Raw genomic sequence first — 12,440 nt, forward strand, 5'->3', positions numbered from 1 at the left:
GGCCCCACAGCGGGCATGGCTGCGGGTCAGGGCTCGGTCGGGGTGTCGGCCGATCCGCCTTCGGGGACGAGGTGGGCTGTCATCTCCTCGTGGGTGGGAGCTGCCGGCAGGGTGCGGGTGCGTTCCGGGCGCAGCCCGTCGAGGAAGACGCCGAGGTGTCGCGCGGCCAGCGCGGTGGCCTGCTGGGGTGGGAGGTAGGGCAGGGGGCGGCAGATCAGCGCGGCAGTGGTGATCAGGTCGACGGCTGTGATGTCGGGCCGGAGAGCCTTGCGGGTGCGCCCTTCGGTGAGGATCTCCTCCAGTGCGGCGGCGATCTCCCGTTGCAGTTCGCGGGCCTGGGGTTTGTTCGTCATCGGGCCCCCGATCAGGGGCAGTGAGAGCAGGTCGCGGTTGTCGATGAGGTCCTGCAGGAAGGTCTCCACAGCCGTGAACGGGTCGGTCTGCGCCTGCTTCGCCGCCGCGCGGGCGGTGTCGAGCACGAGGGCGAATCCGTCCAGGAGGACCTGGGCGATCAGGGCGTCGCGGTCAGGGAAGCGTCGGTAGAGGGTGGCGATGTTCACGCCTGCCCGGCGGGCGATCTCGTCCAGGGGGACGGCGGTGCCCGACTCACGGAAGGCGGTGCGCGCCGCGGTCAGGATCTGGGCGCGGTTGCGTGCGGCGTCGGCGCGCAGCTGCGGGGTCCCGTCTCGCCCTGGGGTGCTGCCGGTCACGGTGGTCCACCTCTGCTGTCGTCGTGCTCCGCGTGCGTGCCGAGCGTACGACACCCAGGATAAGTGAAGGATTTACTGCGGTTAGTGCTAGCCTGGTCCGTGTCGGCCCGTGGAACGCGATGGCTGGACCCAGAGCCCCGACCTCCCTTGCATTCGTGGGCAGGGGGCGGCGGCGCGGCTGGTGCACCCGGTGTGTCCCGAGAGCCGGTTCGTCAACACGGGAAGGAAAGAAGACCTATGACCTCACTGGGCAGCAGCCGCTTCGCGGGCAAGGCCGCGGTGGTGACCGGAGGCAGCCGGGGGATCGGCGCGGCGGTCGTCGCGCGTCTGGCCGCAGAGGGAGCCGCGGTCGCCATCGGCTACCGCGGCAACAAGCAGGCGGCGGACGAGCTGGTCGACACGGTCACGGCCGACGGCGGCAGGGCACTGGCCGTGCGCACGGACGTCGCCGATCCCGAGCAGACCAGGGCCCTGGTCGAGCAGGCGGTGTCCGAGTTCGGCCGGCTCGACGTCCTGGCCTCGTGCGCCGGCATCGAGCACTTCGACGCGCTGGAGAACATCACCCCGGCCGACTTCGACCACGTCTTCGCCGTGAACACTCGCGGTCAGCTGTTCGCCGTCCAGCACGCCGCGGCCCACATGCGGGAGGGCGGGCGGATCGTGCTGACCTCCTCGGTGAGCGCCTCCCGCGCCGTGTTCGGCCACACCCTGTACGCCTCGTCCAAGGCGGCTGTGGAATCCATAGTCCTCAACCTCTCCGCGGAGCTCGGCCGGCGCGGCATCACAGTCAACGCGATCGCCCCCGGCGGCACCGCCACCGACATGGCCGCGGAGCACGGCGCCCGCTATCAGCACCCCCTGCTCAGGGATTCGATGCCGCTCTCCCAGTGGCTGTCGGTCCACGGCGCTCTCGGCCGTCTGGCCAAGCCCGAGGAGATCGCCGCGGGTTATGCCTTCCTCGCCTCCGACGACGCCGCCTACATGACCGGCCGCACGCTGCCCGTGGACGGCGGCTTCTTCTAGAAGCCTTCTCGACCGAGGCCCGCTGCCGTCGACGGCCCATGTCGTGACCGGCGCCGGTCCCGCCACCCCGCTGCGTGACCGGCGTCATGCGGCCGGCCGGCAGCCGCTGACGCGGACTGGCCCGGCCCAGGCGCTCCGTAGGCAAGTCCGCACGGATGAAGCCCAGTTGGCGCTCATACAAGAAGTCCCTACCGCAGGCCGCGCGTAAGCGGCAGATACCCACATGCAGCACACCACGCCCGTTCCCCCGCACACGTACCCCGAGGGTGTCGAGTCGAGCCCCTCCACCTCCTCGGCCGACCCCTCGGCGGGGGCGTCCGTCGACGTGCCGCTGGGCTCCCGCCCTGAGAACAGCGAGCGACGCGGCCGCCATGCCCTGCTCGACACCGAGCCGGGTGTCCCCACTCCGGTACTCGCCGCAGGCGCCGCGATCCGCAAGGCCATGCTCGTCCCGGTGGTGACCGCGCTGGCGATCGGAACGGTGTTCGTCGCGGTGTACCTGGCGGCCTTCCACGCGCCCACGGCTCACCACCAGCCACTGGGCATCGCAGCCTCCGACCGGACGGCCGCACGCACCGAGCTCGCCCTGAACGACACCGCGCCGGACGCCTACACCTTCCACCGCTACGCCGGCGCCGACGCCGCCCGCGACGCCGTCACGCACGACCGGGTGCCCGCCGCCCTGGTCACCGAGGGCAATAGCACGGTGCTCCTCGCGGCGGGCGCCCAGGGGCCGTCCACTGTCGCCGGCCTGCAGGCCGCCGTCACCTCGGTGGTCGGACACCCGGTAGTGGTCGAGGACGTTGTACCGCTGGCGCCCGGCGATGCCCGCGGACTGTCGGTCTTCTACGCCTCCTTCGGCGTCGTGCTGGCCGGCTTCCTGTTCTCGGTGGCCTCCTACCAGATCGCCCCGCGCCTGCAGCTGGCCGCCCGGCTGGCCTCCACCGCGGTCTTCGCGGCCGCGAGCGGCGTCATGGTGGCGCTCCTCGGCCACCAGGCCTTCCACGCCTTGCCAGCCGCGTTCACCACCGTGGCCGTGATCGCGGGCCTGTTGGCCATGGCCACGGCGGTATCAGCCGGAGTGCTGCTGCGCATATGCGGTCCGATCGGCATGCCTGTGGCGTCGGTGGTGCTGCTGATCTTCGGCAATGCCACCTCCGGGGGCATCCTGCCGCCCTCCTTCCTGCCGCCGTGGCTGGCTCCCCTGGCGCAGATCATGCCTCCGGCCGCCGCCGTCCGGGCACTGCGCGGCGCCGGCTACTACCACTGCGCGCACCTGGCCAGCGGCCTGCTCGTGCTCGCCTCCTGGACGCTCGGGTGCCTGGCCGTCCAGTACACCCTCGACGTCCGAGCCGCTCGGCGGAAGGCGCCCGCGGTATGACCACTCCGGGTACGGCGGACGGCCCAGAGCCACCGAAAGCGGCCCGGGCAGCGGCTGAACGCGTTCAGGTGGCCGCGGCCCCGCCCGCGGAGTCGGTGGCGGCCGGAGCGGTCGTCAGGTTCGCCTCGATCCGTCTCCGCACCCGCAGGGCTTCTTCGCGCTCCCCGTCCGCCGGCCCTGCGGCGGTGAGCTCTTCCAGGTCGCTCCATGCCCGCTGCACCCGGTCGCGCAGGGCCTGGCCCGCGCGAGTGGCGGCCACGACGACAGCCCGACGGTTGAGCGGAGAGGGCTTGCGGGTGACGAAGCCGGCCTGCTCCAGGCGCTGCCCGGTCGCCTCGCTGTCGCGATGGCGCTGCGCGCCACCCTTGACTGCTATTCAGATCCTCGCGCGAGACGCCGACTCTCCAGACCGTAAGCCAGAACGTTCAGTGCCAGCGAGACGCTCGCTACGACGGTCTGCGGGCCACGGACCCTGGGCGGCCTCGCCGGGACCTGTTCCTCCTGTTCCCGGCCGCTGCCCGGTCCGGACGCCCCGGCGTCCGCGCGGTCAAGGGCGGACGCGGGCCATGGCCCGTCGAACAGGGCTGTTCCCGGGAAGAGGGTCGACGACAATTGCGTGATCCAGTAGACGGACGCGGCGGCGGTGCTGACCTGCAGGCGGTCCCGGGTCCAGGGGCCGCGGCGGCCCCACAGCGTGTAAAGGCCGGCCATGCCCACCGCGGTGCCCATGCTCATGGTCTGAGCGTTGTGGAACTTGGCGTGCGGCGGCCAGTTGGGGTTGTAGATGTGGGTTTCGTTCCAGTCGAAGAAGTAGCTGCCATACGCCGTCACGAGAGAGGTCAGGGTCAGCAATGTCTTTCCGGTGCTGATCCTGGTCATAGAAGCCTCCTTGAGTGGATGGTGAGGGGCTGAATTCTCCATGGCTTGGAGCACATTGATGCTCGGCCCTGGGCGGGCCCAGTGCCCAGCCGGCCGGTTGTAAATGGCGATTTTCGACATAGGCAGGCCTGCAGTGGCGATATCCGTGACATTCGACGAGCTCGATCTCAAGATCATCCATGCGCTGCAGGTGGACGGGAGAGCACCCTTCAGCAAGATCGCCGGCGTGCTCGGACTGTCCGACCAGACTGTGGCCCGCCGCTACGCCTCCCTGCGCTCGGCCAAGAAGATCCGTGTCACCGGCCGCACCGACCCAGCGCGAGTAGGCGAGGTCGCATGGTTCGTCCGGGTCCGGTGCACCCCCGACGCCGCCCGGGTTATCGGCGAATCGCTGGCCCGCCGGCCGGACACCTCGTGGGTGAAACTGACATCCGGCGGCACTGAGATCGTCGCCATCGTGCGGGCGCCCACAGGCCGCGACAGCGCGACACTCCTGCTGGGAAAACTGCCCCGTACCCCGCGCGTGACCAACGTCAGCGCCAACTGCCTGCTCCACGTGTTCTTCGGGGGACCACAAGGCTATGTCCACGCACTGTCCCCCGAGCAGGTGGCCCAGTTGGAGTCCCCACGCGCCGCGGACGGACCACAAGTCGACCTGGACGACACTGACAAGCAGTTGCTGGCCCTGCTTGAGCGCGATGGCCGCACGGATGTCACGGCGCTGGCCACGGCCACCGGCCGGCCCGCGACCACCCTGCGGCGCCGCCTCGCCGACCTGAGGGCAAGCGGGGCCCTCTACTTCGACGTCGACTTTGACTACCGCAGCCTCGGCATGGCCCACCAGACCATGCTCTGGCTGTCGGTAGCCCCGGACCAAATGGTGGCAGCCGGCCAGGCCCTGGCCGCCCATCCCGAGGTCCCTTTCACCGCCGCGACCACCGGATCGACGAACCTCTTCGCCAGTGTGCTGTGCCCGGACCCCAGCGCCCTGTACACCTATCTCACCACCAAAGTCGCGACCCTTCCTTCAGTCCAGTGCATGGAAACGGCCCCGGTCATCCAGACGCTCAAGAACTCATGAGTCCAGCAGGTCGCTGACACCGGGCAACACTGGCCAAGACGATTGCCACGACAACGAGGGGCACGTCGGCCGGGGCCATTGTCCGAAAGCCTCGCCGTTGGCATTCCCGCCGCCGGGCGGCCCGCACGACAGCCCGGTCCAGTACGTGGTCACCGCGCCGCGTAGGCGCCGCCGTTGACGTGGATCACCTGGCCGGTCAGGTGGCCGGAATCGGGCCGGCCGAGGAAGAAGATCGCCTCCGCGATCTCGTTCGGGGTGCCGGGCCGCTGGTTGAACGCGGCGGACACCCGTGCCGCGACCCACTCCTCGGACACCGTGCCGGCGAAGAACTCGGTGTCCAGAGTGACCCCCGGTGCCACGACATTGGCAGTGATCCCGCGAGAACCCAGCGTCCTCGCGGTCTCGACGTTCCATGCCTCCAGGGCAGCCTTGGCTGCGCCGTACGAACCGGATCCCTGCTTGGCAGCCACCGAACCGACGGTGACTATGCGTGCTCCGTCCGCCAACCGCGGCTTGAGTGCCTCAGTGACCAGGACCGTGGTGAGCACGTTGGCCTCGAAGTTGGCCCGCCACGCGTCGGCCACACCGGCAAGGTCGCCCGCGGCGACGGGCGGACGGCGACGGTCGGTGTTGCCGCCAGCATTGTTGACCAACACGTCGATGGTGGCCGGCAGCTGGTCGAGCGCCGTCCGAACGGCGGCCGGGTCGGCGGCGTCGAACGCGGCGTGGGTCACCCCCAACCGCTTGGCGGTGGTGGCCAGCACGTCACTACGTCGACCTGTGATCGTGACGTCGTGCCCGCTCTTGGCGAACAGTTCTGCGGTGGCGGCGCCGATGCCCGTCCCGCCACCGGTGATGACGACGCTGCGCTTCGTCGTAGGGGTCATGGGGCAGAAGTCTCGGCTCTGAATATTCGAGGAGTCAAGAGATATTCGAATATCCAGGGTCACTTCGAAGTTGTGTATCCTGCCGTCCATGTCAACCAGTGCGAAGACCCGTACGGACGAGGTGCACGCTCGGCTGCGGGCTGACATCCTCGGCGGGCGCTTCGCGCCGGGCGAGCGGCTCAAGTTCACGCCGCTGTGCCAGGCCTACGACGCCAGCGTCGGGCTGATCCGGGAGGTGCTCAGCCGACTGGCCGAGCAGGGATTGGTACTGGCCAACCCGCAGGTTGGTTTCCAGGTCACGCCGATCTCCGTCGATGACCTACTCGATCTGACCCGGACGCGGACGGACATCGAGTGCCTGGCCCTGCGGCGTGGCATAGAGCGGGGCGACATGGACTGGCGTGCCCGGCTCGTTGCGACCCATTTCATCCTTGCCGACACACCTCGCCGCGACGTGTTCACTCCAACCCGCGTCACCCCGGCGTGGGAAGCCGCCCACGCGAACTTCCACGACGCCCTGGTCGCCGGGTGCGGCAGCCCTCGTCTCTACGCGATCGCGACGGCACTGCGGGACAGCGCCTGCCTCTACCGCCGCTGGTCGGAAGCGATCGACCCGTCCGACGCCGCGCGCGAACCGGCCCAGGAGCACGCCACCATCTTTCAGCACGCGATCGACGGCGACGCCGACGCCGCCGTTGCCGCGCTGACTGCGCACATCGAGTTGACCACCACGTTGATCGTGGCCTCGCGCGCCCCGTCGTGAACCGGAGTGCGGGGTTCCGGGTGGTCTTCCTGACTAACACCCCAGTGCCGCTTGGTGATCAGGATGTCGCTGTCCTTGGCCAGGCCGTCGGCCGGCTCGGTGAACTCAGGACCAGGGCGGTCTTGTCGTCGAAGGGGGTGAGGCTCATGGGTGTGTCCTTGCCGTACACGAGAGAGCGTTGGTGGCGCCCGCTCCGTCGCGGAGGCGGTGGCGCCGTGTGCTGCCCGGGCTCGGTGATCGCCCAGGCGCCGCAGCAGGGTGGCGGCCTCGGCGACGGTGCGCTGCTCGGCCGGGTTCAGCCGTTCGGCGATCATCACCGCCGGCACATCACTGCGGGTGGTGTCCCGCTCGGCGAGCAGGTCACGGCCCCGCTCGGACAGGACGATCAGGATCTGCCGCCCGTCCGTCGGGTGCGGGTACCGTTCCACCAGGCTCGCCTCAACCAGGGGCTTGAGCGTGGCCAACGCCGACTGCGGCCGCGCCCACTCTGCCCTGGCCAGATCGGCCGGAGTGCTGGGACCGGCACTGCGGACCCGCTTGAGCAGCGAGGACTGCGACGGTGTGAGCTGGCTGCCCGGATCGCCGTCGGCCTCTTCCACGCTCATAACGCGTAGCAGGTGATGCATGGCCGAACGCAGCTCGTGGGCCGCCTCCGCGAGCGCATGATGCGAGAGCGGTTCGGGCTCGGAGTCGGAACAGCGCATGAAGCAACCACAAAACTTCGACAGGAAAGCTTGCAAGCTTGGCTGTCAAAATCGGGGGGTGCGCGGCTATCGGAGGGCGGCAGGTATCTGCTGCGCACGCAAGGGATCCTGAACGAGGTTGCAGGCGTGTGTGTCGAACGGGAGTCCGATTGGCTGGCCGTGGCGTTCCGTGACTCACCGTTTCGGAAACGGCGCATCGTCGCCCCGGTGCTTGGGAGGTGCCTCGGCCGGTGACTGGAGCCTGAGTGTTGACGAGACCATGGTCCGCTCTGTTGGCAGGACTGAGCCGTGATGGGTGGGGAGGCCGATCACCTCACCACATTGAACTCTCCTCCGCTCAACCGGCCTTCGGCGGAGATGGCGCATCGGCCTGTGACGACTGGCCGGGAACGGTCATCGAGATGGATGTTGATGACGCTGGGACGGGCCATGGACTCGCCCTGTGCGATGGCCAGTCGCTTGGAGACGCTGAGCAGGCCGAGGTGGTCCAGGTACGCGCACAGCGGCCCGGCGGCGCTTCCGGTGGCTGGGTCCTCGTCGAGCCCGGAGCCGGGGTTGAAGAATCGTGCCGACACGCTGGTCACGGGGCGTTCGTCTCCGATGGACACCGCGTAGAGACCCTGTGCCTGGCACGTGCGCGTCACCCGGACCAACGCGGCCTTCTCGGGCGCACATCGTGCCAGCGCCGCGGTGTCGTTGATCGCGACAAGGAGATGACTGGCGCCGGTGTCGACACTCCGTGGGGTCAGCGAGAGGTCGAGATCCTCAAGGCTCAGCCGCAGCGCGTCGACTACAGCCGCCGGCTCCGCCGGCCGGCCGATGCGTGCCGGCTCCTGCACCATCCCGAGCGTGTCTTCGAGGACGAGGACGTCCGACTGCCGGTCGCCGATCTGCTGCGAGATACGGCCACCGTCGTCCGGTCGTGTCACACGGCCGGTCTCGAAGAGCCACCACCACGCTCCCAACGCGTTGTGGCCGGACCCGAAGACCTCGGTCCCGCCTGCGGTGAAGGAACGCAGTCGGGCCGCCGCATTCCGGCCCGCGGTGGCTTTCGGACGCAGGACGAACGTGGTCTCGGCCTGGTTGAACTCACGCGCCACCTTTTGCATCCACGCGACGGGCGGGTCGTCGTCGAGGTGGCTCACGTCGACGACGGCCAACGGGTTGCCGGTCAGTGGCGTGTCGGCGAAGACGTCGACCAGGGCGAACGTCACGTAGTCGTCCGGGGTCCGGTGTTCCGACATGGGGCGGCTCCCTCAGTTCTCCGTATCTGCTGTCTTTCCGATCTTGTGACATGCCCTTCAAGTGGGAGTCCCCGATGCCGCAGTGTTCCGCGACGCCGACCGGACGGTTCAGCTCCGTCGCCCTGGCGTGTGACTGCCTGGCCCACCGGTTCGCAAACGCTGCCGACAACTGGTCCCGGCAGCAGTACTGCCCGACGGGCATGACGGACGCGAATTGGGCGGCCATCCGGCCGTTGCTGCCCGTGCCGGGCAGGATGCGCGGTCGGGGTGGCTGTCCGGAGGCGTCGGTGGTCGGGATCGCGGCGCTGCGGGTCGCCGCGGCAGTCCAGCCGAGATCGGCCACCGTCGTGCAGCGCGGCCAGGCGACGTCGGGCGGGCGCGAGTGAGCGGCCCCGGCACAGGGCGTGCCCGAGGCGGTCGCCGATCGCCGCGATCGTCCACCATTTCGCGGTGAGGCCCGGTTCATCCAGCTCTGGCCAGCCAAGCGGCACGGCGACAGGGACGCCGGGCAGCGCCCTGACATCGTAGGGGGCAACCGCTGTCTGGGCGTTGCGTTGCGCTGCACGTCCTTCTCGTGGGCATGCTCGACGAAACCGACCATGGCGGCCCCCATGGCCGCCGGCACCGCCGCCGTGAGCGGCAGGTGCACCAGCATCCACAGCATGGTGCTCCCGCGTGTGGTCTTCGGCAAGCGGTGTCCGGCGAAGTCGAAGTACGTCCACCAGGCGCCGAAGCCGACAACCACGGCGACGAGCCCGACGGCGAGGGTGAGCGCGTTGGTCGGCTCGTGGGGCAGTCCGTCGACCACTCCCGTCACGGTCTCGCCCAGCACGATGATGATGAGCAGGCCGAACCGTTCGGCGAGCGCGTCGGTCACGCTGAGCGCGACCGCCCGTTCCGGGAACGCCCACCCCAGCATGACAGCAAGCCACGCCAGGTACGCGGCCGCCAGCAGACCCCACGTCAGCATGCGCAGCCCTGCGGGCAGGGCGGCGCTCCCGGCCAGCACGCCCGCACACACGGCCGTCCCCGTCACGAACACCCTGCTGGGGCGGCGGAATTCAGCACTGTCTCCCCGTGCGGCGAGCAGCCACAACACCGCCAGCACTGCGAACAACACCCCCGCGTCCATGGCGAACGCGACTCCGCGTGCACCGCCCGCCTCCGGGATGAACGCACCCAGCGGGACCAGTACCAGGATCTGCAGCAGGAACATGCTCCGGCCGCGGGCATCCTCGTGCCCGTGCAGTTCGTGGTGGAGGCTGCCGTTGAACCAGCCGATCCACACCAGCGCGAACACCACGGCGAATTCACCCAGTCCGCGCCAGGTCAGATGCCCGGCCAAGTGGTGGGCGGCCTGGGCGACCAGTACGACCACGACGAGGTCGTAGAACAGTTCGAGTGGGCCGACCACCCGCTCGCGCGGCTGCTCACCATGGGCACGCGGCGGGCGCCACAACTGGCTGCGCAGCCGGGCCCACTGCTCGTGTCGAGACGTCATGCCGGCAGCGTAGGTGGCTAGCGGGCGAGATCCTCGGACACGGCCCACAACCGGGCCGCGTTCTCCCGGTCCAGGGCGTAGGGCGCTACACCGGCGACCGCACCGGCCCGCTCGGCGACTGGCTCGGCCTCGGCACAGTCCTCGAAATAACGGCCGGTAATGCCCTCCACCGTCGGCGAGGCTGCCAGCAGCACCGAAGTCGCGGCACCCTGCTCCACCGTCTTATGCGGCGGCAGCGCGATGGCGCCCGAGGCGATGAAGTCTGCCACCTGCTGCATGTCCATGTGCCGGGCCAGGGAGGTGTCGCCGACGTTGCCCGGCATCAGCGCGTTGGCGGTGATGCCGTCGTCGGCCCATCGTTCCGCGGCACCGACGGCGAACAGGATGTTGGCGGTCTTCGACTGACCGTAGGAGGTCCAGGGGTCGTAGGGGCGGAAGCGGTAGTCCAGGTCGTCGAAGACCACCGGTGAGAAGAGGTGGCCGATGGAACTCACCGAGACGATCCGAGCGCCGCCCGCCGCCGCGAGGGCCGGGCGAAGGCCGACGGCGAGGGCGAAGTGCCCCAGGTGGTTGACGGCGAACTGGGTTTCCCTGCCGTCAGGGGTGTGGGTGAGTTCCGGCAGGGCCATCACTCCGGCATTGCCCACCAGGATGTGCAGCGGTCCCGTCCAGGCGGACACGAACGCCGCGACCGTCGAGCGGTCGGCCAGGTCGAGTCGCCCCACGGCCAACTTCCCGGACTTCGGGGGCAGTTCGGCCTCCAGGCGCGCCACCACCCGGGCTCCCGCGTCAGTGTCACGCACTGCCAAGGTGACGTCGGCGCCTGCCGCTGCGAGCGCCCGAGCAGTCTCCACGCCGATTCCGGAACTGGCTCCGGTCACCACGGCCCGGCGGCCGTGAAGGTCGACGCCGTCGATCACGTCGGCGGCGGTTGTGCTTGCCCCGAACGAGGGGGGTGTCTGAGGCACGGACATGAGTCGAGTCTCCTGATCTGAGAACACCGAGGGCCTCAACGCGTGCGGCCTGGTTGCCGATTGCGTTCGGCGGCCCCGGCAATGGGGGTTGGTCGAAAGGTGATGCCGGACCGCCGGTACGGGGTCTGGCCGGGGCACCGGGAAGACGGCGAACGGCCGACAGGAGTCCACGCTGATCCGGGACCGTATGGCCGGCTGGTGGCACGGGAGCCGCTCAAGACGTGGGGGGCCTGGTGCTGTGTGTCGGGGGCCACGGGGGGTGTGGCCTCGCAATGAATCTTGTGACGGGCCGGTCGGCGGTCAGCCGTTGAGCGTCCCCATCAGCTCGGGTGCGTAGCGGTCGCCGGTGACGACGCCGTGCGGGGCGACGGCCTCGATCGCGGCGATGTCGTCGGACGTCAGAGTCACCTCGGTCGCGGCGACGTTCTCCTCGAGGTAGCGGCGGCGCTTGGTGCCGGGGATGGCCACGGCGCCCTGGTGCTGGACCCAGGCGAGCGCCAGCTGCGAAGGCGTGACGTTCTTGTCGGACGCGATGCGGCGGACCTCGCGGACGACGTCCAGGTTGCGGGCGAAGTTCTCGCCCTGGAACCGGGGGTCGGTACGGCGCCAGTCGTCCTCGGCGAAGTCGTCGGGGCTGGTGATCGCCCCGGACAGGAAGCCGCGTCCCAGCGGGGAGTAGGCGACCAGGCCGATCCCCAGCTCCCGCAGCGTGTCGCGTACCCCGTCCTGTTCGATGCCCCGCTCGAAGAGTGAGTACTCGGTCTGGACGGCGGTGAGCGGGTGCACGGCGTGTGCCCGCCGGATGGTCTGCGCCGAGGCCTCGCACAGCCCGATGTGCCGCACCTTGCCCTCGGCGACCAGCTCGGCCAGGGCGCCGACGGTTTCCTCGATCGGCACCTTGGGGTCGATGCGGTGCAGGTAGTAGAGGTCGATGTGGTCGGTGCCCAGGTGCCGCAGCGAGCGTTCGAGGGCCCGCCGGACGTACTCGGGCCTTCCGTTGAGGCCGAGCACGCTGCCGTCGTCGGTGATCTCCACGCCGGTCTTGGTGGCGACCACCGCGGCATCCCGCCGCCCCGCCAGCGCCTTGCCGAGCAGCTGCTCATTGATGAAGGGGCCGTAGCTCTCGGCGGTGTCCAGCAGGGTGACACCGAGTTCCAGCGCGCGGTCGATGGTGGCCAGCGACTCGGTCTCATCGGTGGCGCCGTAGAAGGCGCTCATGCCCATGCAGCCGAGGCCTTGCGCGCCGACGATCAGACTCTGGCTGCCCAGGGCGCGGTGTTCCATGAGGGTTCC

At 69.8% G+C, this 12,440-nt stretch carries 13 protein-coding genes and 1 pseudogene; 4 read left to right on the top strand and 10 right to left on the bottom strand.

What is annotated here, in order from left to right; genetic code table 11:
- Positions 1-26: 26 nt before the first annotated feature.
- Positions 27-710 (bottom strand): TetR/AcrR family transcriptional regulator, encoded by a 684-nt coding sequence (locus tag ACWDEN_RS06950; RefSeq protein ID WP_450857714.1) that lies wholly within the window; start codon positions 708-710, stop codon positions 27-29.
- Positions 711-947: 237 nt separating this feature from the next.
- On the opposite strand from ACWDEN_RS06950, the gene ACWDEN_RS06955 reads away from it, so the two are divergent.
- The gene (locus tag ACWDEN_RS06955; protein WP_351608027.1) at positions 948-1,733 is read left to right on the top strand and encodes an SDR family NAD(P)-dependent oxidoreductase; all 786 of its coding nucleotides are present in this window, start codon (positions 948-950) and stop codon (positions 1,731-1,733) included.
- A 223-nt stretch (positions 1,734-1,956) separates the two neighbouring features.
- The gene (locus ACWDEN_RS06960; protein WP_351608030.1) at positions 1,957-3,114 is read left to right on the top strand and encodes an ABC transporter permease; all 1,158 of its coding nucleotides are present in this window, start codon (positions 1,957-1,959) and stop codon (positions 3,112-3,114) included.
- Positions 3,115-3,178: 64 nt separating this feature from the next.
- Here ACWDEN_RS06960 and ACWDEN_RS06965 read toward each other — a convergent pair whose 3' ends face one another.
- Both ACWDEN_RS06965 and ACWDEN_RS06970 read right to left on the bottom strand, forming a co-directional pair.
- A complete protein-coding gene (locus ACWDEN_RS06965; RefSeq protein ID WP_450857717.1) occupies positions 3,179-3,373 on the bottom strand; it encodes a hypothetical protein in 195 nt (64 codons plus the stop codon).
- Positions 3,374-3,486: 113 nt separating this feature from the next.
- Positions 3,487-3,993: a DUF6640 family protein gene (locus tag ACWDEN_RS06970; RefSeq protein ID WP_351608035.1), complete on the bottom strand. Its 507-nt coding sequence runs from the start codon at positions 3,991-3,993 to the stop codon at positions 3,487-3,489.
- Positions 3,994-4,138: 145 nt separating this feature from the next.
- Between ACWDEN_RS06970 and ACWDEN_RS06975 the strand changes: the two genes are divergently transcribed.
- Entirely contained in the window at positions 4,139-5,074 is a 936-nt protein-coding gene (locus ACWDEN_RS06975) for an Lrp/AsnC family transcriptional regulator (RefSeq protein ID WP_450857719.1), read from the top strand.
- Positions 5,075-5,223: 149 nt separating this feature from the next.
- Here the strand turns inward: ACWDEN_RS06975 and ACWDEN_RS06980 are convergent, their stop codons facing one another.
- Entirely contained in the window at positions 5,224-6,051 is an 828-nt protein-coding gene (locus ACWDEN_RS06980) for an SDR family NAD(P)-dependent oxidoreductase (protein ID WP_450857721.1), read from the bottom strand.
- Between ACWDEN_RS06980 and ACWDEN_RS06985 the strand changes: the two genes are divergently transcribed.
- Entirely contained in the window at positions 6,050-6,724 is a 675-nt protein-coding gene (locus tag ACWDEN_RS06985; RefSeq protein WP_450857723.1) for a GntR family transcriptional regulator, read from the top strand. The two genes, ACWDEN_RS06980 and ACWDEN_RS06985, sit on opposite strands and share 2 nt — an antisense overlap.
- Here the strand turns inward: ACWDEN_RS06985 and ACWDEN_RS06990 are convergent.
- From ACWDEN_RS06990 to ACWDEN_RS07015, 6 genes and pseudogenes are all read right to left on the bottom strand, one after another.
- Entirely contained in the window at positions 6,622-7,428 is an 807-nt protein-coding gene (locus ACWDEN_RS06990; RefSeq protein ID WP_450857725.1) for a MarR family winged helix-turn-helix transcriptional regulator, read from the bottom strand. The genes ACWDEN_RS06985 and ACWDEN_RS06990 overlap by 103 nt on opposite strands.
- A 308-nt stretch (positions 7,429-7,736) precedes the next feature.
- The gene (locus ACWDEN_RS06995) at positions 7,737-8,672 is read right to left on the bottom strand and encodes a PhzF family phenazine biosynthesis protein (protein ID WP_450857727.1); all 936 of its coding nucleotides are present in this window, start codon (positions 8,670-8,672) and stop codon (positions 7,737-7,739) included.
- Entirely contained in the window at positions 8,639-9,331 is a 693-nt protein-coding gene (gene ligD / locus ACWDEN_RS07000; RefSeq protein WP_450858002.1) for a non-homologous end-joining DNA ligase LigD, read from the bottom strand. Before ligD ends, ACWDEN_RS06995 begins: the two co-directional genes overlap by 34 nt.
- Positions 9,253-10,173: pseudogene (locus ACWDEN_RS07005) on the bottom strand (low temperature requirement protein A); the annotation flags it as partial. The pseudogene ACWDEN_RS07005 and the gene ligD, both read right to left, overlap by 79 nt.
- Positions 10,174-10,190: 17 nt before the next feature.
- Positions 10,191-11,147: an SDR family NAD(P)-dependent oxidoreductase gene (locus tag ACWDEN_RS07010; RefSeq protein WP_450857729.1), complete on the bottom strand. Its 957-nt coding sequence runs from the start codon at positions 11,145-11,147 to the stop codon at positions 10,191-10,193.
- A 300-nt stretch (positions 11,148-11,447) separates the two neighbouring features.
- Entirely contained in the window at positions 11,448-12,431 is a 984-nt protein-coding gene (locus tag ACWDEN_RS07015) for an aldo/keto reductase (protein ID WP_351608052.1), read from the bottom strand.
- Positions 12,432-12,440 lie beyond the last annotated feature (9 nt).

It is taken from the genome of Streptomyces sp. NPDC001153 (assembly GCF_053598315.1).

What these genes read in the sequence shown, in the direction of transcription:
- ACWDEN_RS06955 (WP_351608027.1), top strand. Translation starts at nt 948, where the DNA reads ATGACCTCACTGGGCAGCAGCCGCTTCGCGGGCAAGGCCGCGGTGGTG.
- ACWDEN_RS06960 (WP_351608030.1), top strand. Translation starts at nt 1,957, where the DNA reads ATGCAGCACACCACGCCCGTTCCCCCGCACACGTACCCCGAGGGTGTC.
- ACWDEN_RS06970 (WP_351608035.1), bottom strand. Translation starts at nt 3,993, where the DNA reads ATGACCAGGATCAGCACCGGAAAGACATTGCTGACCCTGACCTCTCTC.
- ACWDEN_RS06985 (WP_450857723.1), top strand. Translation starts at nt 6,050, where the DNA reads ATGTCAACCAGTGCGAAGACCCGTACGGACGAGGTGCACGCTCGGCTG.
- ACWDEN_RS06980 (WP_450857721.1), bottom strand. Translation starts at nt 6,051, where the DNA reads ATGGACGGCAGGATACACAACTTCGAAGTGACCCTGGATATTCGAATA.
- ACWDEN_RS06990 (WP_450857725.1), bottom strand. Translation starts at nt 7,428, where the DNA reads ATGCGCTGTTCCGACTCCGAGCCCGAACCGCTCTCGCATCATGCGCTC.
- ACWDEN_RS06995 (WP_450857727.1), bottom strand. Translation starts at nt 8,672, where the DNA reads ATGTCGGAACACCGGACCCCGGACGACTACGTGACGTTCGCCCTGGTC.
- ACWDEN_RS07010 (WP_450857729.1), bottom strand. Translation starts at nt 11,147, where the DNA reads ATGTCCGTGCCTCAGACACCCCCCTCGTTCGGGGCAAGCACAACCGCC.
- ACWDEN_RS07015 (WP_351608052.1), bottom strand. Translation starts at nt 12,431, where the DNA reads ATGGAACACCGCGCCCTGGGCAGCCAGAGTCTGATCGTCGGCGCGCAA.